This is a genomic window from Candidatus Paceibacterota bacterium (genome assembly GCA_035530615.1).
Classification (GTDB): Bacteria; Actinomycetota; Actinomycetes; order Nanopelagicales; family Nanopelagicaceae; genus QYPT01.
Map to the genome: position 1 here is coordinate 185093 of DATKUL010000002.1, position 25334 is coordinate 210426.

At 50.5% G+C, this 25334-nt stretch carries 28 protein-coding genes and 1 tRNA gene; 11 read left to right on the top strand and 18 right to left on the bottom strand.

Translation table 11 applies throughout. The annotated features are described in order from the left end of the window. On the top strand, positions 1 to 243 hold the full coding sequence (locus VMW30_03920) for a MoaD/ThiS family protein (protein HUW87506.1): 243 nt from the start codon (positions 1 to 3) through the stop codon (positions 241 to 243). A gap of 7 nt (positions 244 to 250) precedes the next feature. On the opposite strand, the gene moaA is transcribed toward VMW30_03920, so the two are convergent. From moaA to VMW30_03970, 10 genes are read right to left on the bottom strand one after another with little or no spacing between them, the layout of a single operon-like run. Further along, positions 251 to 1252 (bottom strand): GTP 3',8-cyclase MoaA, encoded by a 1002-nt coding sequence (gene moaA / locus VMW30_03925; GenBank protein HUW87507.1) that lies wholly within the window; start codon positions 1250 to 1252, stop codon positions 251 to 253. Next, positions 1249 to 1683, bottom strand: coding sequence for a molybdenum cofactor biosynthesis protein MoaE (locus tag VMW30_03930; protein HUW87508.1), 435 nt, complete (start codon positions 1681 to 1683; stop codon positions 1249 to 1251). The genes moaA and VMW30_03930 overlap by 4 nt, the downstream gene beginning before the upstream one ends. Then, a complete protein-coding gene (locus VMW30_03935) occupies positions 1680 to 2171 on the bottom strand; it encodes a MogA/MoaB family molybdenum cofactor biosynthesis protein (GenBank protein ID HUW87509.1) in 492 nt (163 codons plus the stop codon). The genes VMW30_03930 and VMW30_03935 overlap by 4 nt, the downstream gene beginning before the upstream one ends. Next, positions 2168 to 2650, bottom strand: a complete 483-nt coding sequence (gene moaC / locus VMW30_03940; protein HUW87510.1) for a cyclic pyranopterin monophosphate synthase MoaC — start codon at positions 2648 to 2650, stop codon at positions 2168 to 2170. The genes VMW30_03935 and moaC overlap by 4 nt, the downstream gene beginning before the upstream one ends. Positions 2651 to 2674: 24 nt before the next feature. After that, positions 2675 to 3847, bottom strand: coding sequence for a molybdopterin molybdotransferase MoeA (locus VMW30_03945; GenBank protein ID HUW87511.1), 1173 nt, complete (start codon positions 3845 to 3847; stop codon positions 2675 to 2677). Next, positions 3844 to 4068: a DUF6457 domain-containing protein gene (locus VMW30_03950; protein ID HUW87512.1), complete on the bottom strand. Its 225-nt coding sequence runs from the start codon at positions 4066 to 4068 to the stop codon at positions 3844 to 3846. The genes VMW30_03945 and VMW30_03950 overlap by 4 nt, the downstream gene beginning before the upstream one ends. A gap of 50 nt (positions 4069 to 4118) precedes the next feature. After that, on the bottom strand, positions 4119 to 4706 hold the full coding sequence (locus VMW30_03955) for a molybdenum cofactor guanylyltransferase (GenBank protein HUW87513.1): 588 nt from the start codon (positions 4704 to 4706) through the stop codon (positions 4119 to 4121). Between the two features lie 3 nt (positions 4707 to 4709). Beyond that, positions 4710 to 6080: an FAD-dependent oxidoreductase gene (locus tag VMW30_03960; protein HUW87514.1), complete on the bottom strand. Its 1371-nt coding sequence runs from the start codon at positions 6078 to 6080 to the stop codon at positions 4710 to 4712. Beyond that, complete coding sequence (locus tag VMW30_03965; protein HUW87515.1) at positions 6080 to 7498, bottom strand: aspartate aminotransferase family protein; 1419 nt, start codon at positions 7496 to 7498, stop codon at positions 6080 to 6082. The genes VMW30_03960 and VMW30_03965 overlap by 1 nt, the downstream gene beginning before the upstream one ends. A gap of 3 nt (positions 7499 to 7501) precedes the next feature. Then, on the bottom strand, positions 7502 to 7960 hold the full coding sequence (locus VMW30_03970) for an AsnC family transcriptional regulator (GenBank protein HUW87516.1): 459 nt from the start codon (positions 7958 to 7960) through the stop codon (positions 7502 to 7504). A 175-nt stretch (positions 7961 to 8135) separates the two neighbouring features. Between VMW30_03970 and VMW30_03975 the strand changes: the two genes are divergently transcribed. The 8 genes from VMW30_03975 to VMW30_04010 all read left to right on the top strand — a co-directional run bounded on the left by VMW30_03975 (position 8136) and on the right by VMW30_04010 (position 16946). Then, entirely contained in the window at positions 8136 to 9563 is a 1428-nt protein-coding gene (locus VMW30_03975) for a gamma-aminobutyraldehyde dehydrogenase (protein ID HUW87517.1), read from the top strand. A gap of 94 nt (positions 9564 to 9657) precedes the next feature. Beyond that, the gene (locus VMW30_03980; protein ID HUW87518.1) at positions 9658 to 10860 is read left to right on the top strand and encodes a spermidine/putrescine ABC transporter substrate-binding protein; all 1203 of its coding nucleotides are present in this window, start codon (positions 9658 to 9660) and stop codon (positions 10858 to 10860) included. Then, positions 10860 to 11996: an ABC transporter ATP-binding protein gene (locus VMW30_03985; protein HUW87519.1), complete on the top strand. Its 1137-nt coding sequence runs from the start codon at positions 10860 to 10862 to the stop codon at positions 11994 to 11996. The genes VMW30_03980 and VMW30_03985 overlap by 1 nt, the downstream gene beginning before the upstream one ends. After that, positions 11996 to 12892: an ABC transporter permease gene (locus VMW30_03990; protein ID HUW87520.1), complete on the top strand. Its 897-nt coding sequence runs from the start codon at positions 11996 to 11998 to the stop codon at positions 12890 to 12892. Before VMW30_03985 ends, VMW30_03990 begins: the two co-directional genes overlap by 1 nt. Continuing rightward, positions 12889 to 13671 carry an ABC transporter permease gene (locus VMW30_03995; protein HUW87521.1) on the top strand — a complete coding sequence of 261 codons (783 nt, stop codon included), beginning with the start codon at positions 12889 to 12891 and terminating at the stop codon, positions 13669 to 13671. The genes VMW30_03990 and VMW30_03995 overlap by 4 nt, the downstream gene beginning before the upstream one ends. Before the next feature lie 124 nt (positions 13672 to 13795). Next, positions 13796 to 15202: an FAD-dependent oxidoreductase gene (locus VMW30_04000; GenBank protein ID HUW87522.1), complete on the top strand. Its 1407-nt coding sequence runs from the start codon at positions 13796 to 13798 to the stop codon at positions 15200 to 15202. Between the two features lie 21 nt (positions 15203 to 15223). Then, entirely contained in the window at positions 15224 to 16222 is a 999-nt protein-coding gene (speB, locus tag VMW30_04005; protein HUW87523.1) for an agmatinase, read from the top strand. A 157-nt stretch (positions 16223 to 16379) separates the two neighbouring features. After that, positions 16380 to 16946 carry an NUDIX hydrolase gene (locus VMW30_04010; GenBank protein HUW87524.1) on the top strand — a complete coding sequence of 189 codons (567 nt, stop codon included), beginning with the start codon at positions 16380 to 16382 and terminating at the stop codon, positions 16944 to 16946. A 66-nt stretch (positions 16947 to 17012) separates the two neighbouring features. Here VMW30_04010 and VMW30_04015 read toward each other — a convergent pair whose 3' ends face one another. Continuing rightward, positions 17013 to 17849, bottom strand: a complete 837-nt coding sequence (locus VMW30_04015; GenBank protein ID HUW87525.1) for a methyltransferase domain-containing protein — start codon at positions 17847 to 17849, stop codon at positions 17013 to 17015. Between the two features lie 144 nt (positions 17850 to 17993). On the opposite strand from VMW30_04015, the gene VMW30_04020 reads away from it, so the two are divergent. After that, a complete protein-coding gene (locus VMW30_04020) occupies positions 17994 to 18797 on the top strand; it encodes an inositol monophosphatase (protein ID HUW87526.1) in 804 nt (267 codons plus the stop codon). Between the two features lie 196 nt (positions 18798 to 18993). Here VMW30_04020 and VMW30_04025 read toward each other — a convergent pair. Next, positions 18994 to 19066 (bottom strand) — tRNA-Val (locus VMW30_04025). Between the two features lie 339 nt (positions 19067 to 19405). Continuing rightward, positions 19406 to 20092: an HAD family hydrolase gene (locus tag VMW30_04030; protein ID HUW87527.1), complete on the bottom strand. Its 687-nt coding sequence runs from the start codon at positions 20090 to 20092 to the stop codon at positions 19406 to 19408. Positions 20093 to 20225: 133 nt separating this feature from the next. Here VMW30_04030 and VMW30_04035 point away from each other — a divergent pair, with 133 nt between their 5' ends. Beyond that, the gene (locus tag VMW30_04035) at positions 20226 to 21176 is read left to right on the top strand and encodes a hypothetical protein (GenBank protein ID HUW87528.1); all 951 of its coding nucleotides are present in this window, start codon (positions 20226 to 20228) and stop codon (positions 21174 to 21176) included. A 42-nt stretch (positions 21177 to 21218) separates the two neighbouring features. Here the strand turns inward: VMW30_04035 and VMW30_04040 are convergent, their stop codons facing one another. The 5 genes from VMW30_04040 to gabT all read right to left on the bottom strand — a co-directional run bounded on the left by VMW30_04040 (position 21219) and on the right by gabT (position 25289). Next, positions 21219 to 22154, bottom strand: coding sequence for a nucleotidyl transferase AbiEii/AbiGii toxin family protein (locus VMW30_04040; protein HUW87529.1), 936 nt, complete (start codon positions 22152 to 22154; stop codon positions 21219 to 21221). Continuing rightward, positions 22126 to 22548, bottom strand: coding sequence for a DUF6088 family protein (locus VMW30_04045; GenBank protein HUW87530.1), 423 nt, complete (start codon positions 22546 to 22548; stop codon positions 22126 to 22128). The genes VMW30_04040 and VMW30_04045 overlap by 29 nt, the downstream gene beginning before the upstream one ends. A gap of 175 nt (positions 22549 to 22723) precedes the next feature. Then, positions 22724 to 23215, bottom strand: a complete 492-nt coding sequence (locus VMW30_04050; GenBank protein ID HUW87531.1) for an NUDIX domain-containing protein — start codon at positions 23213 to 23215, stop codon at positions 22724 to 22726. Next, positions 23212 to 23916, bottom strand: coding sequence for an HAD family hydrolase (locus VMW30_04055; protein ID HUW87532.1), 705 nt, complete (start codon positions 23914 to 23916; stop codon positions 23212 to 23214). Before VMW30_04055 ends, VMW30_04050 begins: the two co-directional genes overlap by 4 nt. A 41-nt stretch (positions 23917 to 23957) precedes the next feature. After that, a complete protein-coding gene (gabT, locus tag VMW30_04060; protein ID HUW87533.1) occupies positions 23958 to 25289 on the bottom strand; it encodes a 4-aminobutyrate--2-oxoglutarate transaminase in 1332 nt (443 codons plus the stop codon). Between the last annotated feature and the right edge of the window lie 45 nt (positions 25290 to 25334).

A 25334-nucleotide genomic window follows, 5' to 3' on the forward strand; every position in this document is an offset into this window, starting at 1 on the left:
ATGGATAAAGTGTTAGTCCGCTTCTATGCGGCCGCTAGAGATGCCGCCGGAAGCGTCGAAATTCGGGTTAATCCAAGTTCTCTTGAGAAATTGCTTCTCGATATTTCTCAAGGCAATCCCCGACTTTCGCAGGTTCTAGAAAGGTGCAGTTTCTTAGTTGACGGAAGTATCTGTCACGATCGAACTATGACGATTTCTGCAGGAAGCACTGTGGATGTCCTGCCACCCTTTGCGGGAGGGTAGGTACGTACTAGCCGCCGATTGCCGACATGGGTCTGGCTGGTTGGATGAAACTTGGATCATTGATCCCGTGCCCAGCGAGCTTTCCCAGGACGGTTTTCTGCAATCTACGTGAGATCTCTGATCTGACTTCCTCGTTTGAAAGTTCGTGGTTACGGAGCACCTTGCGAAGATCGGTTTCGTCGCTGGAGAACAGGCAGGAGCGGAGTTGTCCATCCGATGTTAAGCGGAGTCGGTCGCAAGCACCGCAGAATGGTTGGGAGACACTGGCGATGATCCCTACTTTCGCGGTGCCGCCATCGATATAGAACTCCTCGGCTGGTGCAGATCCTCGTGCTGGCACGGGAGTTAACGTGAAGTGCCGTGCGAGAGATTTAAGGATTTGCTCTGCACTCACCATAGTGTTTCGGTCCCAAATTCCACCTGCATCCAACGGCATCTGTTCGATAAAGCGGAGGGTAAGACCTTCTTCTAACGCCCAGTGAAGCAGCGCCGGTGCCTCATCATCATTTATGCCGGGCATTAAGACACTATTGATTTTGATCGGAGTTAACCCTGCCTCACGGGCAGCTTTAATTCCTTTAAATACGTCACCAATGCGGTCGCGGAATGTCAGAGTTTTGAATCGATCGCGATCAAGCGTGTCGAGGCTGATGTTTACGCGCACCAGCCCTGCCGCAAAGAGAGGTGCAGCAAGATCTGCAAGTCGAAGTCCGTTTGTGGTGAGTGAAAGTTCTGGTGGGTTTGAAAGCGAATTAATTCGCGTAACAATGTCGACTATGTCAGGTCGCAAAAGTGGCTCGCCACCGGTGAGTCGAACTTGATTGATGCCGTTTTCTGTCGCGACATCAATAACTGTCACTAATTCATCGGTAGTCAGAAGTTCGTGCGAAGGTAGCCATTTATCAAAGTCTTGGGGCATGCAATATGTGCAGCGAAGCGAACATCGATCTGTCAGTGAGACTCGAAGATCACGGTGAGTACGATTGAAGGTATCGACCAATTCGCTCATGCGCAGTTGATCCATTCATCTGTGCCGTCAGTGAAAACTTGGTGCTTCCAGATCGGTATTTTTGCTTTGATTTCATCAACGAGTTCAGCGCAGGCGGCGAATGCTTCGCCACGGTGCACGGCTGCCACCGCTACTACGAGGGCAGCTTCCCCGATGGGAATTTCGCCATAACGATGGGCGACCGCAATTCCGGTTAGATTGTGTCGTAAAGCGACCTCTTCCACCGTCTCCGAAAGTATCAGGGATGAAGAAGGGTGAATTTCGTAGCGAAGACTTGCGACTGATTTTTCATGGTCGTGATCTCTCACATTTCCGCTAAAAGTAACAACCGCACCGGAATTATCGGAAGCTACCTCTTCGGCAAGAAGGGATGCAGAAACTGGCTGGGGAGTTAACAAAGTCATTACCGGGAAATCCGCGCTCATCTTCATTTCGATCTCACGTGATCTTCGCCTTGGAGTTGGCTAATGATGTGCGGCGCTAGGCGTTCAATAATGACAAGTCCGTCTCGTACACTTCCAGGGGATCCAGGCAGGTTGACGATTAAAGAACGACCGTTCGTGCCAGCAAGTCCTCGAGTGAGATCAGCGGTGGGAACTTTTTCCCGGGAGTATGCACGAAGCGCCTCATTGAAACCCGGAAGTAATTTTTCAATGTGCGGAGCCGTTGCTTCGGGAGTTACATCCGTCGGAGAAACTCCCGTTCCACCGGTAGTTACGATGAGGTCTATCTTCGCATCAATAGCATTCGCAATTTCATGACCGATAAGAACCCGGTCATCCGAAACAATTACTTTAGGAAGAACGCTAAATCCCAAAGTAGTAAGACCTGCAACAAGTATTTCTCCGCTGGAGTCTTCATAAAGTCCTTGTGATGCTCTACTGCTTGCGGTTATGACGATTGCTCTAGAGGCAGTCACGATCGTTTCCAGGCACCATTGCGTCCACCATCTTTGCTTTCGACGCGAACATCAGAGATTATGGCGCCAGGATCTATGGACTTCACCATATCGATGACGGTGAGTGCAGCAATCGACACTGAAGTGAGTGCTTCCATTTCAACGCCGGTGCGATCAGCAGTTTTCACTTCAACTCTGATCGCTACGCCATCTTCTTGAATCTCTAAATCAACGCTAACTCCGTGCAGCGCAATGGGATGGCACAAGGGAATGAGATCAGGAGTTCTTTTTGCGCCCATAATTCCTGCGATACGGGCGGTGGCGAGAACATCCCCTTTGGGAACGCCACCTTCGCGAAGCAGATTGATAACTCTCTCCGATAGAAGTACTTTTCCGGATGCAGTGGCCGTGCGGGTGGTGACATCGCGGTCGGTCACATCAACCATATGGGCATTGCCCTCTTCGGTGATGTGCGAAAAAGAATGCGACGAGGGGCTCATAAGAGGCAATCGTAGTCATGTTACCTAGGGAAGGGGCAGCCACCGAACTGCGCCACCAACAGGTGTTAGGCCCGAATTAGCCACTGCGAATCCGGTTGAAAGAGCCAGACCGCGGAGCATTGCCGAGCCTAGATGCTCGCCCATTTCAAAATGACCATCTCGGAGATTTCCCAATACCAGTCGTGTGAAATCGGCGGGTGCTGAAATTTCGTTGGCGGTCCTGACCTGCGCGAGCGGTGGCTCCGTTTCACCAAGAAGGTTCTTAATGACTGGAACTCCCAATGTCATAAGTCCAACGATTGCGGATTGAGGATTTCCTGGTAACCCAAGGAGTGGAACGGAACGACTTCCATGCGCGATCGTGGCCAACAGCATTGGGTGACCGGGACGCGAACGGACTCGATCCACTACGAAAGTCCCACCGAGTGCACGAAGAGCGGAGTGGATGTGATCTCGTGGTCCGTCTGCGGTTCCGCCCGTGGTGATCACAAGGTCGCCATGTTGAGACGCAAAATTGATGGCCTTAATTACTGTCTCGAGTTCATCGGTGACGTACTGCTGAGAAATTACTTCGACGCCAAGGCGCGTTAACCATCCGGGCAACTGAGGGCCAAGTGAGTCTCTAACTTTTCCGCCTTGTGGAATTCCGGAGAGTTGGAGTTCATCGCCTAGGAGAAGTAGTGCGACTTTAGGTCTTGCTCTCACTTCAATTTCGTCATATCCGCTTGCCGCAAGCAGGCCAACATGGGCCGGTGAAAGTTTCGTGCCTCCCATGACCAGCATCTGCCCTTGCGGGCACTCTTCGCCCGCCGGGCGGATATCGAGATCTCGTGTGACTGCACCGCTTACATAATTATCGACTGACTCGGCGCTTTCCCATCGAAGCACGCCAAAAGTTCCTTGTGGAATCATCGCACCCGTTGCTATGCGAACCGCCGTCCCCTCCCTTAACTTTCCTTGAAAAGGCTCGCCAGCCTTCACGTCGCCAATGATTTCCCAAGGACCATTTCCGCTAACAGCCCAACCGTCCATTGATGAAGTTGTATAGGTGGGCAAATCAACGAGAGAAATGCAATCTCTGGCGAGAGTCCTATTCAGACTGTGGGCGAGCGGAACTGTTTCACTATGAAGTGGTGACGTGACGAGGGACGCCTTCTCCCTTGCTTCATCCCAACCCAGTTCTTCAGATCCACTCACTTATTTGCGGGCCAATTCTTGGCCAACTCTGCAATTTTTTTCGTTGCGGTTTCAAGGTCGGCTCCATTGGCGACTGCGTATCCAAGTAGAAAAGTCGTGACGGGTGCAACTTTACGTTCGACGTTATGAGCTGCGTCTCTGGCCGTGTCGAGAATCGAATCAATATCAAAATTGAACGTGACACCAAGTTCTTTCTTTACTTCCTCAATCCACTCGTTCATAGCGTCGGCCTTTCTTTTCGAGAATTATGACTAACTACAATCAATAGTTCCTAGCGCTTCTTGGCTTCCTCTTCCGTGATGGCTTGCTGCAACTCTTCTGGGGTATCAATATCGAGAAGCCTACTCTTGAGAGATGTAGAGAGCTCAATTTCTCTCAACTGCAAGAGCGCAGTCAGGGAGCGCATAGAACGCCCTTGCGGGCTCCCAAGTTTTGCCAGAGCGTTCCTAAGTGCACTCGTTCTATAGATTGCGCAGAGAGTTTGGGGCACTCCTTCGGCATCGATCGGAATCAGCCCATCGATGGATGGCTCAAGTGACTTCGCTAATTCATGGATCACGGTTGCTGCAAAGGGCATATCGGTTGCTATTAGCGCGACAAACTCTGTGCTGATCATTGCTAGACCAGCATTCACCGCTGCTACCGGACCGCCTCCAGCGGGATCTTCCTGGACAAACTTCAAGGGTCGCAATTGGGATTCAAAAGTCGGCCCGATAATGACTACCTCGATATTCTCTGCGAGGTCGGTGAGCAAGTGGGAGAGAAGAGTCTTACCCTCTAGCATCGCAAGGGACTTATCGGATCCGAATCTGCTGCTTCTGCCTCCGGTGAGAATCAGCGCCGACAATTCTTCGCTCATCGGCTACTGTCCGGTCAGAGGCGCAAGGAGTTTCATGATGCGACTTGGGCGATGGGTAATTCTTTCTTCCTTGTCGGCCAGCGCGGAGAGTTTGATGGCACCATTTACTGCCAGCCATCGCAGTGGCTCGCGCTCCCATCGAGGATTTCTCCAGTGAACAAATGGAAGTGAGGTGCGGACTGACTTCTCCTTGGTGACTAGATCTGCCATGGCTGCCGCCGCGAGATAGGAGAGTGTCACCCCGTCACCTGCGTATCCGCCCATTTCACCAAAACCTCTCCATGTTCGAACATAGGGAGCCCAGTCTCGGGTTACTCCAACTGCGCCGCCCCAAGCGTGAGTGAATTCAAAATCTTTTAGAACTGGGAACCACTCTCTGGCCATTATCCGAAGTCTTTCGTGGTCCTTTTCGTGAGATTCACTTCCTTCATTTCTCTTCGAGCCCCAGGTGTAAGGGGCTCCGCGACCACCAATCGCGAGCCGATTGTCGGCAGTGCGTTGAGCGTACGTGACGAGATGCGAGGCTTCGGCGAATGCCTCACGATTGCGAATCCCAATAACTTCAAAGACTTCCGCGGGGAGAGGCTCGGTGGCGATCATCAATGAGTAGATTGGAATCTGATCACGTGTTTTCTCGTGATACGCCTCTACTGCTCGGATAATGAATTTTGCTTTGATTGAACGACCGTTGACGGATGCCTTTCTTCTCCGAGAAATATCCGCGGAAGTATTCTCAAAAATTGCCACTCCGCGAGCTTCTAGTGATTTTGCTAAGCCAACGACGAGAGCTGCGGGGTTAAGGACTGCGCAATCGGGCGTGAAGAACGATCCAACTGCACCTGACATCGCGATGCGTGAGAGTGTCTCCTCTTGGGAGAGCATGGGAGTGTTGCTCTCGATCTGAAGCCGGCGAAGCTGACCCCCGTTGCGCGCGACAATCAGAGCCCCGCTCTTTTGAAATCCACATTCGATCCGGTTGCTCTTAACGAATTGGCCTATCTCATCAATTGAAACTCTTAGAAGTGTGTGGAGTTGATCCACTTGCGATTGCGAACACCGAGTGAGCAAGGTTTCATCGGATGCTGGGTACAGAGCCGAAGCCCAGCCGCCGTTTCTGCCGCTGGCCCCAGATCCCACCCGATCCTTCTCGACAATCGCGATTTTCAGAGAAGGATCATTGCTGATCAGGTGATGCGCACTCCACAGGCCGCTAAATCCGCCTCCGACAATGAGCACGTCCCAGCGGCGATCGATATTGCCGGGTGAAAATTCTGGGCGACTTATCTCAGACCACCAAAGACCCATATTTAGCGTTCCCGGATCGTCCACTAATTTATGAGGAGAACGGCGAACTTTGGCGCGATCGGTTCTCATTACAAAATAATAGAGGACGCTTCAGTCAGAACGGTGCGGAGAATTGATTCAATCTCATCGAAGTGGCTCTGATCAGAGATAAGCGGAGGAGCCAATTGGATCACGGGATCGCCACGATCATCGGCCCGGCAGTACAAGCCGTTGTCAAAGAGGGCTTTGGATAGGAACCCACGCAGTAGCTTCTCACTTTCATCTGCGGAGAAAGTTTCACGCGTAGCCTTGTCCTTTACCATCTCGAGACCGATGAAATACCCGGCACCGCGGATGTCGCCAACAATGGGAAGGTCGTAAAGCTTCTCGATTGTGGCGCGGAAGGCGTCTTCGTTTGACCTTACATTCTCGTTAATCTTCTCTCTTTCAAAGATTTCCAAGTTTGCCAGTGCCACGGCAGCGCCGGCTGGATGTCCACCGAAGGTGAACCCATGCAGGAATGAGTTGGTGCCCTTTCGGAAAGGTTCGTAGAGTCTTTCGTTGGCGATCATTGCTCCCATTGGAAAATAACCAGAGGTCATGCCCTTTCCGCAAGTAATGATGTCTGGGATCACGTCGTATCTGGTTGATGCGAAGTACTCGCCGATGCGGCCGAATGCGGTGATGGTCTCGTCGCAGACCATGATGACGTCGTACTGATCGCAGATAGCGCGCACGCGTTGTAAATAGCCGGGGGGAGGCGGAAAGCATCCGCCGGAGTTTTGGACTGGCTCAATAAAGACCGCCGCAACAGAATCCGCGCCCTCAAATAGAATGGCTTCTTCAATTCGGTTTGCTGCCCATTGTCCGAATTCTTCAAATGAGTCGCGGTGGTTCAGCGGCGCACGATAGAAGTTTGTGTTCGGGACTTTGTGATGGCCTGCAATAAGAGGCTCAAAAAATTGCTTTGCACCAGGAATGCCGGTGATGGACAGAGCACCTTGGGTTGTGCCGTGGTAGGCAACGTTTCGGCTGATGATCTTGTGTTTCATCGGTTTGCCGGTGAGCTTGAAATACTGCTTGATCAATTTTGCGGCAGTCTCAACTGACTCTCCGCCTGATGAACTGAAGAAGACGTGATTGAGATCTCCCGGGGTCAAATCGGTGAGTCGCTCGGCCAATTCAATGGCGCGGGGATGCGCGTATGACCAGATAGGGAAATATGCAATCTCCTTAATCTGTTTTGCGTACGCGTCCGCAAGTTCCTCTCTGCCGTGACCGACTTGAACAGTAAAAAGAGAGGAGATTCCATCGAAATACCTTTTGCCGCGGTCGTCATAGATGTAGGTGCCTTCACCTTTGACGATGACAGGAATTGAACCACCGTCCTCGTAAGCACCCATGCGCGAGAAGTGCATCCATAGATGCTCTTTGGCGCGGTTGGACCAATTTGATTCAAGATCCGATTCAAAGAATTGAACATTGTCGAAAGTGCTTGTTGTAGCCATTTGTTAGGTTCCCCAGTTATAAAGTTGCTTGCGCAACTTTAGGTAGATAAAACTTTCAGTGATTCGTACCTGCGGGATCGCTCGGATACGTTGTAATAGTTCAAGGAGGTGCTCATCGTCATTGCAGATCACCTCTGCCATCACATCGAAGCCACCTGAGGTGACGAGGATGTAATCCACTTCCTTGTAATGGGAGAGTTGGTCTGCCACTTCAACGAGATCGCCTTCAACCTTGATACCGATCATGGCCATCCGAAATGAACCCACTGTTAGCGGGTCTGTGACGGCCACCACTTGCATGACCCCAGACTCAATCAGTTTGGCGATGCGCTGGCGCACCGCCGCCTCTGAAAGACCCACGGCAACTCCAATCGCGGCGTATGGCTTACGCCCATCAATCTGGAGTTGCTCAATGATCGCCCGAGAAATGTCATCCAGGACCGGGCGTGCCTTGGTTGTCATAGTGCCACTCTCTCGTACCTTTAGAGGAAAAGCAAAGGAATTCGCAGATTTTGGGGCATTTCACAACGATATCCGCAGATTATTGCCCTAAAAAGTAGAAAATCAGTGGTGGGGGCTGGTCAGGGAGAGTAACTGGGCGTACCCTCGCCTTCACTATCGATAGGGGACTTTTTTTATGGAGACGTTATCCAGTTTTATCAACGGCAAGGAGGTGGCAAGCGAATCTGGGGAAACTACGGAGATCACTAATCCCTCCACGGGCGAGGTTTATGCGACCGCGCCCAAGTCCAACCAGGCCGATGTAGAGAAGGCGATGAAGAGTGCGGCCACTGCTTTTGAAGGATGGCGAGATTCAACGCCCAGTGAGCGCCAACGTGCTCTTCTCAAGATTGCGGACGCTCTTGAATCACGGGCCGAAGAGATTGTTGCCATAGAGAGTCGCAATACAGGTAAGCCAATCGCGGTCACCATGTCTGAGGAAATTCCTCCGATGATCGATCAAATTAGATTTTTTGCAGGAGCAGCACGCAACCTGGAAGGTAAATCCGCCGGCGAATATATGCATGGCATGACCTCTTTTGTCCGTCGCGAACCAATTGGTGTCTGCGCCCAGATCACACCTTGGAATTATCCGATGATGATGGCAGTGTGGAAATGGGCACCTGCGATTGCCGCGGGAAATGCTGTCGTTCTCAAACCAAGCCACACGACGCCTGCCAGTACCGCCTTTATGGCGAAGGTAATGTCAGAGTTTCTACCCGCCGGTGTATTCAATGTGGTCTGTGGTGAAAGGGAAACCGGGAGAGCTCTCGTCGAACATGAAACTCCGGCCATGGTTTCGATCACCGGTTCGGTGCGGGCGGGAATGGATGTGGCGGGCACTGCGGCTAAACAGGTCAAGCGGGTTCACCTCGAGCTCGGAGGAAAGGCTCCCGTTGTCGTTTTTGATGATGCCAATCTTGAAAACGCGGCAGAAGGAATTGCACTGGCTGGATTCTTCAATGCTGGTCAGGATTGCACCGCCGCCACTCGCGTACTTGTTCAGGCGGGTGTCTATGACGAGATGGTCGCTCTTCTGAGTGACCAAGCAAAAAACAAGATTGCCATCGGGATGCCGTCAGAGGATGTTCTCGTTGGACCTCTCAATAACGCCAACCAGATGACGAGCGTGAGTGGCTTTGTCGATCGTGCACCATCGCATGCACGAGTGTTGGTCGGTGGGTCCCGGTTGAATCAACCAGGATTCTTCTTCCCTCCAACAATCGTGGCAGATCTGCGTCAGGATGACGAGATGATTCAAAAAGAGATTTTTGGACCTGTCATCACCATTCAGAAATTCGATACGGAAGAACAAGCCATCGCGATGGCAAACGGTGTCGAATATGGACTGGCTTCAAGTGTGTGGACCCGGGACCATAGCCGTGCAATGAGATTGGCCAAGGCCTTCGATTTCGGATGCGTCTGGATCAACACCCATATTCCGATTGTTGCTGAGATGCCACACGGCGGTTTCAAGAAATCGGGCTACGGCAAAGATCTCTCGGGCTACGGCTTTGAAGATTACACGCGTATAAAGCACGTTATGACCAATTTGAACGGCTAGAATCCCCAAACATGATCCACCCCACCGCAATCGAATGTGAATGAAGGCACGATAACTTTCTTGAGAACTAACCACTAGACCAATAGGAGCCGCAATGCCAAATAACAATCCGCTATCTCCCGAGATGCGCGAACTTGTACGCGCACAACTGTCCCGTCGTGGTGTTATCGCAGGGGTGGGAGGACTTGGCGCGGCCGGACTTCTTGCTGCATGCGGAACTGGTTCATCACCTTCAGAGACTTCCGCAGGGGTGGTAGATCTTTCCGATAAAGAAAAAAGTGTGCGCTGGGCCAACTGGACTCTGTATTTGGATTACAACGAAGATACCAAGAATTATCCAACTCTGGAGGCGCTCAAGAAATCTTCTGGTCTGGATATCACATACAAGGAAGATGTCGATGACAACAACACTTTCTACGGCAAGGTCGTAGGGCAACTAAAACTTGGCCAAGATATTGGGTACGACATTGTCACTTTGACTGACTGGATGGCTGCTCGTTGGATTCGATTGGGTTATACCCAGGCAATTAATGAGGCGGCTGTACCTAATAAGAAAAATATTCTTCCCGCACTAGCCAATGTCAGTTTTGATCCAGGACGGAAGAATTCTTTGACCTGGCAGAGTGGTTTTGCTGGACTTGGCTGGAACAAGGAGTTGTTGCCGAAGGGCGTGCATACCCTAGATGATCTATTTGCTCCGGCAAATAAGGGGCGCATTGAAGTTCTCTCCGAAATGCGTGACACCATGGGAATCATCATGCAGTACCAGGGCGTAGATCCATCTGGCCAATTCACAGAAGATCAATTTATGAACGCTATTGATTTCTTGCAGAAGCAGATCTCTGATGGCTTTATCCGCCAAGTAAAAGGAAACTCCTACAAAGAAGATTTGATTTCCGGAGATGCGGCCGCCGTCATTGGCTGGTCTGGAGATTTATTCATACTAGCTATGGAGAACCAAGATAAATTTGAATTCGCTATTCCTGAGAGCGGTGGAACTCTATGGAGTGACAACATGATGATTCCTTCGACTTCTGCTCATAAGAAGAACGCAGAGACACTTATGAATTACTACTACGAGCCTGCAGTCGCTGCCCAAGTCGCTGCTTATGTAAATTACATCTGCCCAGTAGTAGGAGCACAGGCCGAGATGGAGAAGATTGATCCAGTTCTGGCCAAGAGTCCTTACATATTCCCGGATGCGGCTACGCTTGCAAAGGTAAAGGTTTTTGCCGGTCTCACCCCAGCGGATGAGACCAAATACGAATCTGCATTCCAGAAGGCAATAGGTAACTAGTGGTCGATGCAGCAGCTTCTACAAAAGGCGATCTCCATCTAGCCAATATAGTTAAAGAGTTTGGAGATTTCCGAGCAGTAGATGATTTGTCGCTAGTAATTCCCGAAGGCTCATTTTTTGCTCTACTTGGGCCTTCGGGTTGCGGCAAAACCACAACTTTGCGAATGATTGCAGGACTTGAAGAACCAACTTCCGGAAAGATTGCAATTGGTGGCACGGATATTACGTATGCCAAACCGTATGCACGTCCAGTCAATACGGTATTTCAGAATTACGCGCTCTTTCCTCATTTAACAATCTTTGAAAACGTTGCCTTCGGTCTTCGTCGCCGTGGGGTAAAGGATATTAAGGAGGCGGTCTCCAAAGTTTTAGCGCTGGTCGAGCTAGAACATTTGGCGCAGAGGAAACCCTCTCAACTTTCGGGTGGTCAGCAACAGAGAATTGCCGTTGCTCGCGCAATTGTTAACCGTCCCGCTCTCCTTCTTTTGGATGAACCACTCGGAGCTTTAGATCTAAAGTTGCGTCGCCAAATGCAGATTGAGTTGAAATGGATTCAGACGGAGGTGGGTCTCACCTTCGTACATGTCACTCACGATCAAGAAGAGGCCATGACAATGGCCGACACGATTGCCGTAATGAATGAGGGTCGGATCGAGCAGATGGGTTCGCCCGTTGAACTCTATGAATCTCCGCGCACTGTTTTCGTCGCAAATTTCTTGGGGCAATCGAATCTAGTTAAAGGCAAAATCGAAGGCAGCAGTGGTAACGATATTCAAGTATCTGTGCATGGAAATCGAATTAGCGTTCCCCCTACACGAAATTTTGCTAAAGACAATGCCGAGAAGAGTGTTCTGATTGGCATCCGCCCGGAAAAAATTTCGATTGAACGCTCTGAAGACAATTCATTGGGTGGCGGAATCATCACCGATATTTCGTTCGTTGGCGTAAGTACTCAGTTTCAAATTCAAATGCCATGGGGGCAAGAACTCTCAGTTTTCGAGCAGAACGATGGAGGAGCCTCCCATTTGCAAAAGGGAGATACCGTTTCACTTTCTTGGAAGCCGGCATTCACCTTTGCACTTGATGGAACAGCAGATGTTGATGCCGGAACTACCGTAAATCCCGAAGAGATCTGATGGCATTTGTCGCAGTTGCTGCCAAGCGATCTAGCCTGGTTCGCGGTATCAAACGACCTGGCACGCCTTATTTACTATTAATTCCAGGTCTTGCTTGGCTCCTTCTCTTTTTTATTGTTCCTATCTTTACTTTGGCAAGCACAAGTACGCAAACACCAGCAAGTAGTAACGAGATAGGCGCCTATGTTCAGACATTTCGATTCGCCAACTATATTGATGCTTTCTCTGGCGCCCAAGAACAATTCTTCCGCTCAATTCTTTACGCTCTAATTGCAACGCTATTAGCACTGGGAATTTCCTATCCTCTTGCTTATGCAATTGCCTTTAGATCCGGGAAATGGAAAAACCTTCTGCTCGTTCTGGTAATTGCTCCATTCTTTACCTCTTTCCTTTTGAGAACTATTGCTTGGACGCAAATACTTGGCAGTGAAGGCCCAGTTGTCACGGTATTGCGATCCCTTCATATCCTTGGTCCTCAGGCTGGATTAACTGCGAGTGCTTTCGCAGTCGTGACGGGTATGACATATAACTTTCTTCCATTCATGACGCTTCCGCTTTATGCGAGTTTAGAGAGAATCGATCCGCGAACTTTGGAAGCTGCCTCGGATTTGTATGCAAATGGAATTACAACTTTTCGCAAGGTTACTTTTCCACTCTCGCTTCCGGGAGTTGTGGCAGGAACACTTCTGACCTTTATCCCTGCGGCAGGTGATTACATCAATGCAACGCTGCTTGGAAATCCAAGAACGAAGATGATAGGAAATGTGATCGAATCTCGTTTCTTTCAGATCGTTGATTACCCGACTGCAGCTGCCCTCTCATTTATGTTGATGGCCGCTATTTTGATTCTAGTCACCGTATATGTTCGTCGCGCAGGAACTGAGGAACTTGTATGAGACGTTGGTTATCGAAGAACCTCATCAGAATATATGCATTCTTAGCTTTTGTGTATCTCTTTATTCCGATTGCTTACACTATGGCCTTCTCATTCAACGATGCTGGTAAGAGCAATCTGACTTGGCGTGGCTTCACATTTAAGAATTGGCAAAATCCCTGTGGCGCACCAGAGGTCTGTAACGCATTGGGCAATTCACTCAAGATTGGATTCATCGCAACTTTTATTGCCACAGTTTTGGGAACCATGATTGCTTTTGCGTTAGGACGGCACCGTTTTCGAGGTCGTTCCACTGTTAATATCCTGATTTTCTTGCCGATGGCGACTCCCGAAATCGTTCTCGGAGCGTCATTATTAGCAATGTTCTTGAATCTCGGAATAAATCCCGGCTTCTGGCCCACGGTTATCGCACACGTTATGTTCTGTATTTCATTCGTCGTAGTAACCGTGAAAGCGCGCATTGCCAGTCTTGATCCGAAGTTGGAAGAAGCTGCAATGGATCTTTATGCTAGCGAGGTCGAGACATTCCGCCGAGTGACCCTGCCTCTGGTGATGCCAGGAATTCTCGGTGCGGCGTTGCTGGCATTTTCACTCTCTTTTGATGATTTCATCATCACAAACTTCAATTCAGGAACCTTGACCACATTCCCTAAATTTGTTTACGTCTCTGCTGCCCGCGGGATTCCTGCACAAGCAAACGTGATTGGTTCTTCGATGTTTCTTATCGCACTTTTCATTGTTATTGCCGGGCAACTAGTCAACCGCAAAAAGGTGCGCTAACCTACATTCGTAGCCAAGGCGAACGACAGGTTGATGAAAGCCTGCACCTTGGAGTAGGACTCCGGAGGACCCGGGCCAACTGCGAAATAGGTTAAGGGGTGAGTCCGGCGGTTGCCGGAACACGATGTCAGACATCGACCCTTTTGTTCTGCGCCATTTAAAAGATGTACAACCTGTTCTCTACTGGCTAGATGAAGATCCCCTCGAACCCGAATCTCATTCGGCGTTAATTGGCGATGTCACAACGGATTTGTGCATTGTTGGCGCTGGATACACAGGATTGTGGACCGCTCTTTTAGCTAAAGAGAGAGATCCTCGACGTGAAGTAATCATTGTCGAAGCGCGCGAAACAGGCGCTGGAGCCTCTGGCCGTAATGGTGGTTTCTGCAACTCTTCACTTACTCATGGATTTCTCAATGGGTATAGCCGTTTTCGAAAAGAGATTGCGACTATCGAAAGACTGGGACGTGAAAATCTTGATGCAATCGAAGAGACAATCAAGCGGTACAAGATTGACTGTGATTGGGAGCGCACCGGAGAACTGCGAGTGGCAGTGGCACCGTGGCAGATCGAAGGTATGCGCGAGGAGGCTGAACTTCGGAATGAGTTTGGCGATAATATCGAATTTCTGAACAAGGAGGAGATTCAAGCGCGGGTCAAGTCACCGATCTATGAAGGCGCACTTTTTGATCATGACGGAACTGCATTAGTTGACCCGGCTCGACTCGTATGGGGACTGGAGAAGGCATGCCTGTCGCTTGGCGTGAAAATTTATGAGAACTCAAAGGTCGATTGGTTGGACGAGTCGGATGAGAGTGTCGTTCTCCATACCGCCTATGGGACAGTCACTGCTGCCAAAGTAGCTCTCGCCACCAACGTTTTTAGATCACTCGTTCGAAGCGCCCGTAAATATGTCATCCCGGTATATGACTATCAACTCGTTACCGAACCACTCACTCCCGAACAACGCGAGAGCATTGGTTGGGCCAACCGTGAAGGCATTGCAGATGCAGGAAATCAATTCCACTATTACAGATTGACGAGTGATGGCGGGATTCTCTGGGGCGGCTATGACGCCATCTATAACTTCCGCGGAAAAGTAAGACAAGAGTATGAATTTAGTCCCGATACTTATGCGACTCTCGCGTCCCACTTTCTTAAGACTTTCCCGCAGTTGGAAGGAATTCAGTTCACGCATAGCTGGGGAGGCGCGATCGATACGTGCACTCGATTCTCACCGTTCTGGGGTCATAAAGGTCGCATTGCCTATGTCATGGGATATACGGGCCTTGGTGTTGCTGCCACTCGTTTCGGAGCCGCAACCATGTTGGATTTGCTGGATTGGCAGAAGACCGAGAGAACAGCACTCAAGATGGTCAGACGGAAACCACTCCCATTCCCGCCAGAGCCGTTCCGTTACTTGTTTATTCGCATCACACAGTGGTCGATCAATAGAGCAGACCAGAAGAACGGTCGGCGAAATATCTGGCTGAAAGTCCTTGACCGATTGGGTCTGGGCTTCGATTCCTAGGAGATGCGTTACCCTTTTAGGGTGACCAACATTGGAAATATGTACGGACCAAATTTCACCTTCCTTGGAATCCCGGCATGCGACCTGGATAAACCAGAAACCTTCGCCGATTCCGATGTCATCATCATCGGTGCGCCTATTGATAGCGGAACATCGCACCGCTCCGGTACCAAATTTGGGCCACAAGCCATTCGTGGAGGCGACTACCTGCCTCATGACGGCGAGCGTCCTCACCTCACGCTTCGAGTTGATGCACTTAAAGAATTGAAAGTAAAAGATGCCGGCGATCTCCTAATGCCTGGAGGCGATCTTGTCGCTTCTCTCGCCGTACTGGCAGATGCCACAGAGAAGATTTCTCGAGCCGGGAAAATCCCGGTCATTCTCGGGGGAGACCACTCCATTGCCTCGGCCGATGTTGCAGGAATTGCACGGCATCGAGGCATGGGTAAGATCTCAATGATTCACTTTGATGCGCACGCTGATACGGGCGATACGCAATTCGGCGCACTCGTTGGACACGGAACACCTATGCGCAGATTAATCGAATCCGGCGCAGTGCGAGGTGATCGATTCTTGCAGGTAGGTCTACGTGGATACTGGCCGGAACCTGAGACTCTCGATTGGATGCGTGACCAAGGAATGCGCTCGTACGAGATGACAGAGATTCATAACCGAGGAATGAACACAGTATTGGATGAGTCTTTTGATCGCCTTCTAGATGAGTGCGACGGAGTTTTTCTTTCCATTGATATAGATGTTGTCGATCCAGGGATGGCGCCTGGCACCGGAACGCCAGAACCAGGTGGAATGACAAGCCGTGAATTGCTGGAAGCCGTGCGGCGAATCTGCCTCGAACTCCCAATAGTCGGTATAGACATCGTTGAAGTCTCTCCACCGTATGACAGCGCAGATATCACAGCAATACTTGCCAACCGCGTCGTCCTTGAAGCACTCAGCGGAATCGCAAAACGCAAAAGGGGTGAGGGTTATTCGCCTTCCCAGAATGTTCTCGACAGGTAGCACCTAAGCCGTCTTGCCGGAGTTGGTTGAATTTCATTTCTCTTGAAATCCTGTCCCAACATGAGTTACACGAACATGTTTTCCGCGTGTGAAGCCAGAGAACGTGGAAAATTACGTCTAGGCTTAGAAGACATTTATAGCGAGCGGGGTTGCGATCATGCCGAGTGACGAAGGACTTATGCCACCCGAGATCGCGAGAACTGATCGTCGAATGGTTTATAAAAATCCTTGGATGACGGTCTGGGAAGACCAAGTTGTCTTTCCAGACGGATCCGAAGGCATCTACGGTTGTGTTGATAAACCTGATTTTGCACTTGTTGTCCCGTTCGATGGTTCGGGATTTTATCTCGTGGAGCAGTACCGCTATCCAGTGGATGGCAGGTATTGGGAGTTTCCCCAAGGCTCCTTAGAGAGCGCACCAGATACGGATGTTCTCGAAGTGGCCAAACAGGAACTTAGAGAGGAAACCGGGCTTGCGGCGAAGTCGTTAGAAGTCCTAGGGAGGCTGTATGAGGCTTATGGGTTCTCAAATCAGGGATTCACCGTGTTTCTTGCAACTGAACTCACGCTTGGAAAGTCGAGTCCCGAAATTTCCGAAATGGGAATGGCGTGTCGTCGCTTCGATCCAGATGAAGTTTGGAATCTCATTAAAGACGGTAGGTTGAAAGACGCACCCTCAATCGCAGCGCTCGCGCTTGTCACTCGACACATGGGAATCACCTAACCGCGGCTATCTGGGACGGCGGCGAAGGGAATTGCATTAACGACTGGTGGGGTTGCTGGGCAAGGTTTAACCCGCCAAGATATTTCGCGCTGCAAAAAGTAGGTGCGTGCCACCGTCTACGGCTCCAGCTTCAGCGCAAGCCGCAACCTCGTGCTCAAGGAACCGCCGCCACCGATCAGGATCAGACTCCAAAGAAGAAAGTGCTTCCGGTTTATCCAGAGATGCCCAATTGCTTGCACTCATTGCTAGCACCTCGCCTCCGCAACGCTGAACAAGATTCGTGATATCTGATGCACGGAACATTTGGCAGACATGCGCACCTCCGATATGTCGTAGATCGCCAGTACGCAATATTGCATCGTTCGCGTCCTCCCCAAAAGTTTCTGCAACCGTAATCACATCCTCCAAGAGATGTCTCCACGTGCCGAGCCATGACATCACAGATGCAACGACGATTCCTCCTGGGCGCACGATGCGTAATAGCCCGCTGAAAGCCTCATCAATATTCTCGAACGCATAAGACAACGGCCCTCCGTAGGCCACGACTGCATCAAATTCGCCATCCGCATACTTGGATGTATCGCACACATCGAGTACCTCCCAAGATTCCACTGAAGTCGAACTCGTAAGTCGTGCTCGGTTTAGATCAAGTTGGATGGGCGAGAAGTCGGTAACCGCTACCTTCGCGCCCAATTCAATCAATTCCATTGTGAATCGACCTGGTCCAGCACCGATTTCCAAGACTCGGTCGCCATCACTGATGAAACGAGTTAGAAATTGACGGTGTACTTCCAAACTGACGCGCCCATTGATGTCCTTTTCGAGCCGCTCCCACTCCGCATTTCCAAGTTCATCGTAGTAAGAGCGCATTTTTTGGCGGTCGTCCTGGGTCATGTGTGTCATTCTGCCAGCATGGTGCCACTTCTCGAAGGCCCAATTGTCGAGACTCAAAGGGGTTGCATGAACTCCAGGTCGGTTCCTTGTGTTTCGCAGTGCCAAATGTCTTTTGCGCGCCCGTGCGAGAGGAAATGAGTCATACTACGAGCCGTGCCAGATCTGATCTCCTCCGTTTCAAACTTACTCCGCGAAGCGGCAGAAACGTGTGTGATGCCGGTCTTCGGGAAGCGCGAAGCGAATTCCGAAGAAAAGTCTCCGGGCGAGTGGGTTACCGAAGCAGACAGAGCAGGCGAAGCATTTTTGGAACCCGCATTACGTTCCTTGATCGCGGGCTCTCTGGTTGTCGGAGAGGAAGCGGCCTCCGCTGACCCAACTGTTCTTGATCGACTCACGGACGATGGAAGTGTTTGGCTTATAGATCCACTGGATGGAACCTCAAACTTTGCGAGCGGGATTTCGCCGTTTGCGATAATGGTTGCGCTAGTTCGCAATGGCGACACTGTGTCCTCCTGGATTTTGGATCCAGTTGCGGATCGACTCTCCGTTTCAGAAAAAGGATCAGGATCTTGGATTAATGGTGAACGGATCACCGTTCGTGAGGACTCACCAGAACTGACCTTTATGAACGGGGCCGTGTTGCGCCGATTTCTCCCACAAGAACTAGCAGAACACGTAAAGGCAGTCGAAAGTCGTTTTGCCAGTCTTTCTCTTGGAAGCAAGTGCGCAGGCTTTGACTATCCCGCGATAGCGAATGGATCGATGGACTTTGCCCTCTACTGGAGAACACTGCCGTGGGACCATGCCCCAGGTGTTTTGTTCTTACAGGAAGCAGGCGGACATGCAACACGTCCCGACGGTTCCAATTACCGTGTAGCTGATCACGCTCGTTCGGGTTTGCTTGTTGCGCGCAATAAGGAAATCTGGGCGACGGTGAATTCAACTTTGTCCATTTAGTTCATCACGCACGTGATGTGGGAAAAAGTCGGCTACTCCCTGAACCCGAGAGGGGTTGCATTAACGATTAGTGGGGCTGCCCAAGATTTTGCGCAGATAAATTGAAAGAGCCTCGAGTTTCCTCGAGGCTCTTGCTCAACTTCGCTAACTTCTTGATCGATACCAATAGATCAGTCCTGTGAACTTGAGACTACGGAGTTGACGACGGGAATCGAACCCGCACCGGCAACTTGGTAAAAGTTGTAATGCTGCCGTTACACCACGCCAACAACGCATCCGAATACTTGCCTTACATTTAGGACGCGATGAATAACGCGAGTTTCAATGTGAATGGGTAATAAGTGTGGATAGAAAGCAAGAGAGACCCTAGAGAATTCCAAGGTCTCTCTTGCCGCCAACTCCAAGGCGCAATGCTTGCTTGTGAGGATTACCAGCCCTCGCATCACACCATTTCCTTGCAAAAACCAAGGCGAACAAACTATGGCATAAATTCATGTCACGCGGAGTAACAAAATTCCAGACGGTAAAGGAGCTACATTAACAATTAGTGGGATTGCTCAATGCGGTTGTCTCTGCCAGGGATTAAGTCGAAACCTATAGAAGCGCTCTCAAGTGGCGAACTTTTCCAAACTTTGCGGGAGTTCTGACATGTGGTCAATGACGCTCACACCAAAGAGTTCCAGTTGCTCTCGCGGAGTGACTCCTCCGGCATAGGCAATCACATTCATGTCGGCAGCAAGAGCTGCTTGAACGCCCGCCACACTGTCCTCAACAACAACGCAGTCAGATGGCCCATACCCGAGTATCGATGATGCGTGGAGGAATAGATCTGGTGCAGGTTTTCCAAACGAGACTTCTGATGCACTAAATATACGACCCTCAAATCGTGTCAGGAGTCCGGTTAGTCCCAAGGTGAATTGCATCTTTTCGTGGCTCCCATTGGAAGCCACACACGAGGGAACCGTGATCGAATCGAGGGCATCAATAATTCCTGCAACGGGGCGAAGATCACGCAGCATTGCCTCACGATAAAGGTGTTGGTACGAATCTTCCCAATCGTTGGGCAGTTTATAGCCGATGTGTTCCTCAACAACTTTTAGAAAATGATCGTGCGAGCGACCAACGAATCGGGCGATGATCTCGTCTTTCCCGATCTGCCACCCTAGGTCGGCCAGGACAATCTCATCGATTGCGATGGAGATTACCTCGCTGTCAACAAGCACGCCATCGCAATCGAAAATGATGAGACTTGGCGTGCCCGAGGGAGTTTTTGAAGATTCGCGATCTTGAGCCACGAGGTGAATCTACTGCACTGAATAAGGGGGCGTATTAACGATTAGTGGGATTGCCGAGGCCGCATGCGATGGCAAAAAAGGCACTAGGGAAGGAGCCCTTGCGAATGCATCTGGTGACGTTAGTCTTTCTCTTATGTCCGACTTTATGACGCGAAAAAAGACCGAATTGGCAGTCATTTCTCTCTGTATCACTTTGCTTCTAGGACTGACCTCGGGAGCATTCGCCGCCGCAAAATTGGGTGGTACCTGCACAAAACCTGGCGCTAAAACTAAAGTCGCTGGTAAGACATTCATTTGTGACAAGAAGAATAAGAAATTGGTCTGGGTTGTGGCAAAGGCGACAGCGAAGCCGACTCCGTCGTCGCCTACGAATTCGGAGGGAAAATCGGATCCGAAAAAGAGCGTAGATGAAGGAAAACTCTCCGACTGGCCCAGCCCGGATGCCAAATATATTTCCGCAATCCCTGTGGATCTCACTCAAATTGAGAGTATTTCCAAATATAGGAGTTGCTCGGGTCATAATCGTGATGGATATACATTTGACCAAGTGTTAGAAACGAACAGATCGCTCAAGCACTACTTCTACCCCATAGCGCAATTCCGAGGCACCTTGGACAAAGTAAAAATGTTTGCACCTTTTGACGGAACTGTTGCGAGCATCAATTTAGAGGCCAACAAGGTGAGTGGTCGACCGATGAATGGTAATGGGATTGGCTTTTCAACGCCCTTGGATAAGGGTGTTTTGTTTCAATTTGGACATATCTATTTTGCAAGAGCATTCAAAGTCGGCGATTCCGTTAAAGCCGGCGAACTTATTGGCTACGCAGCCTTAGGAGACAAGGAGTTCGATTTCGATCTGGACCTATTTGGAACCTGGCCGGCAAAGGATGGAAGAGAGATTCTGGGTAGCGTCTTTGATCATATGACGCCTTCCGTGCTGGCTGCGTTCGCAAGTGTGGGAGTGACTCCATTGAATACCAAAGAAACCGAGGCTTTCCGTGATCAGCATCCCTGCGATTTCAGTGGCCAGGGGCAACGAGATGATCGAGCTTCAACGGTTAATTGGGTGCAACTGACGCACTGATTGGTTTTGCCTGCCGCAGAGAGTGGTGATGAACATCAGGGCCTAATCAAGTTCGGCGATCAATCCACCAGCCAGGAGCGCAAAAGTTGAAAGCGCCGCATCAAAATCTGGTGCGCCACCAGCGACTAGGTCCTCCACAAACTTTGAGTATGACACCCTCCGTTGCGAATCTGTAGATGCCTTTTGAAGAGCAGTTTGGAGCATGAGTTTCGGATTTTGTGAGAAAGCAGGATCTTGATTTGCGAATTTCCTGACATCTTCCTCAACAGCCAGTTTGAAGGCTCGATGTGTAGCAACTAAGTCTGGTGCCATGCCCGCCAAGATGTGCACGTCGTGGATATGGCGAACTAGGCGTTCGTCACCATCTTGTTTCGACGAGAGTTTTGAGGAACGCCTAAGGAAACCGAGCACTTTTTCCGCCAGAGTTTCCTCCATGGCGTTACAAGCGAATTTCAAAGACTGTTCAGTCATTCCCAGATCACGAAGAAGCAGCGTGCTTATTGAACGTTGCACTACGGGCAAGTGGGCGGGAGCATAAGTGAACTCCACCTTGATCTCTGGCCGCAAACTTACTTCACTTGGAAACTTCGGCTCATAGCGAAGATCGAAGGTTATGTAACGATTTGCGCTCATAGCTTGGGATGCGTCAACAGCAAATCCGGCATCGACAAAGGCATGAGTCACTGCAACTTTGAGATGACTCATACTTTGCCGGATGGCCGAGGTGCTTCTGCCCGATCGGTCAACAATCTTTATGTCGATGTCCTCAGACATCCGATTCAGATATCCGTATGCCTTGACGAGACTGGTGCCGCCACAGAAGACAAGTGTGAGATCCTCAGTCTCAACTAACTTTAATGCGCGCAATACCTCGGTGAGGTGAACGTCTTTTTCTAATCCTCCCGCAGAAAATAGCGACAAACCTTCGTTCGCCGCAGCGACGATAAGTTCAAATTGCTCGGGCGAGAGGCTTCTCATATATGACCTCACGGTTGCCGAGCTTTAGTTTGCGACTGACCCGCCTGGAACCAGTGGAGATGGTTACTGACATTGGCACCTGATTCGTACTACCGGTTGCGTAAGCCGAACGTGCAACGCCCATTTCCACAGGAATGCGTAAAGAGTCGAATGCTTCAACTACCAAAGATTCGAGCACTTTTCGTGGTATCGGATTGCCTGTGACGGCGCTGGGTATCGCTTTGGCATATACGCCATACCCGAGTCGTACCAGCTTTCCTTTGGTAATCAGCTCACTGATGGCTCGAGTGACTCGGCTTGGGCTACCAAGTTCGGCGAAATCGGCGCGCAAGAAAACATCTCGCTTGCTGCGGCCGATTGACCGTGCAATTCGCGTCTGAGTACTGAGTGCCATGATCCTCCCTTCGCAAACAATGTGCGCTTTGATGGTTAGAATAATACTGCATTTAATGCTTGAAAAGTACCATAAAGGATACAAACAATGTGCGCCTTAAAAGGTCAAAATTCAGAGATCTGACTAATCTGGGCTCCAGGTAGGCGTACATACGCCTCTGAAGACGGAGTCAACGTCAAACTTGGACAGTGACTGGGCTGGTCGGAAGTCCGTTCTCAAAGAGGTTTTTTAGTAGAGCTGCAAGGTCGCGGGGTGTGAGCGAATCGGTTGTGGATTCGAGTTCGGGAAGTGTCCACCAACGGTGCTCCTGCAGACTCTCTCTTTCTTGGTCGGTGAATCCGGAGATGTCGATACTGAAGGCAGGAACGCGCGCAAAGAACCAGGTTTCCCGCACGTCCTGATGTGTTCCGTAAAACATGAAAACGTGGCGTCGATTCCAAATGTGAGGACCAAGTTCGAAATTGACCAATCCTGTTTCCTCTCTTACTTCACGTCTGGCAGCATCTTCGACACTTTCACCGGGCTCAATGCCGCCGCCTGGAGGAAACCAGAAACGAGTGGTGGGTTGATGAGGATCTTGACCACGAAAAAGCAGGACACGGTCTTGGTCATCAAGCATCAGCACGCGAACGGTAGGGCGGATCGGAGGTATCTCCTTCTTTGTCATTGAGTACCTCGATTCGGGAGGGAGCCTTTCAACATGGCAAGTGTACTTATCTGATTACTTATGCCGACTTGCGTTTGCAGACCCTCTCGGTTGAGCCATACCCCGTGAAGTCCTGCACGAGTGGCCGCTATTGCATCCACTTGCGGATCGTCTCCGACATAAACGACTTCCTCAGGTTCGCACTCTAATGAAGCACACATGTGCAGGAAAGCTCGCGCATCGGGTTTGGGATGGGTCACCTTGCCTATTGCTAGAACCGACGAGAAGAAATGACTTAACCCCATTTTTGCCAATTTGCGCTCCTGTTGTTCTTGCTGCCCATTGGTTAAAACCGCGAGAACGTACCCTGACTCTCGTAGGGCTTCAAGGGTGGGAAGTGCGTCCGAATAAGCGACCCATGAATTCGAATATTCCTCAAGATACTCTGTGAAATATTCATCCAAATGATCGCTATCTGCGTGAAGATTTGCTCTCTGAAGGAATTCGCGCATTCGTTCGCGTCGATGTTCTGCCAGTGTCAAATTTCCGGCGACATACTCGGAGAAATATTTCTGTTCTATTTGTTGCCAGATGGTTTCGAGATCAGGTTCACCTTCGTAGACCCAGTCTCTTCGGCGTAAGAAGGAAGATAACCCAGCCGCTGCGGCACCGCGATGGTCGAAAAGGGTGTTATCTAAATCAAAACCAATTCCGCGGATCACTGTGGGTCAATGACTTTTCTGCTAGTGATTCGGTACGTTCCTTAAACCGCCGCAATCGCCTCGTCAAGAATGCCGAGTGCTTCACGTAAGAGGTGCTCTGGCATCACAAGCGGAGGGAGAAGTCGGATGACGTTGCCGTAAGTGCCGGCCGAGAGAATAAGTACTCCCTGTTGCTGGCAGTACTTAACAATTGAGGTGAGCGCGGCAGGATTTGGCTCTATTCCACCAGGAATGACAAGCTCGATCGCTTGCATGGCGCCCCGACCGCGTACTTCACCGATGATTGGATACTTTCTCTTCATCTCATGAAGAGCATCCGAAATTATCTTTCCCATCTCAAGTGCACTCTTGCAGAGATCCTCTTCTTCGATGGTCGCAATTGCGCCGATGGCCGCTGCACATGCAACGGGGGAGCCACCGTATGTTCCACCTAATCCGCTTCCATGCACTGCATCCATGATTTCTGCGCGTCCAGTGACACCTGCCAACGGAAGTCCACCGGCAATTCCCTTTGCTGTTGCGATGATGTCTGGAACTACACCTTCGTCCTCCGAGGCAAACATCTGACCAGTGCGGGCAAAACCAGTTTGGACTTCATCGGCAATGAAAACGATGCCGTTCTCGGTTGCGAACTTAGAGAGCCCCGGCAGGAAGCCCTTGGGCGGAACGATGAAACCGCCTTCACCTTGAATCGGTTCGATGACAATGGCGGCAATATTTTTTGCGCCTAGCTCTTTCTCCATTTTATGTATGACGAAATCGAGTGCCTCTTCCGCACACTTCTCGGCTCCGCCTGGCCAACGCATTGGGTAGGCCATGGGCATCCGATAAATCTCAGGAGCGAATGGACCGAAACCTTCCTTGTACGGCAAGTTCTTCGCAGTCATAGCCATAGTGAGGTTGGTGCGACCGTGATAACTATGCTCGAAAACGACGATGGCTTGGCGCTTGGTATAACTACGGGCAATCTTCACCGCATTTTCAATGGCCTCGGCACCGGAATTGAGAAGAATTGATTTCTTCTTATGGGTACCTGGAGTGAGGCGGTTGAGGGCCTCGCATACCTCGATGTAACCAAGGTATGGGGCGACCATGAAGCAGGTATGTGTGAATGCGGCAACCTGCGCCTGCACGTTGGCCACGACGCGTTCGGCGCTATTGCCTACATTGACCACCGCGATGCCCGCGCCCATGTCAATAATGGAATTTCCGTCCACGTCCACAATGACTCCGCCACCGGCTCGTTCGACCACAATAGGTATAGCCATTCCCAGGGCGGCGGAGACCGCCTCTGAACGCCGCTTGAGAATTTCTTGAGACTTTGGACCTGGGATTGCAGTCACCAATGAACGTACCTGAGGGATCGTTGTCATGGCGGAAATTCTACTACTTGCAATAAGTTCTCACTTGTCAGCCTG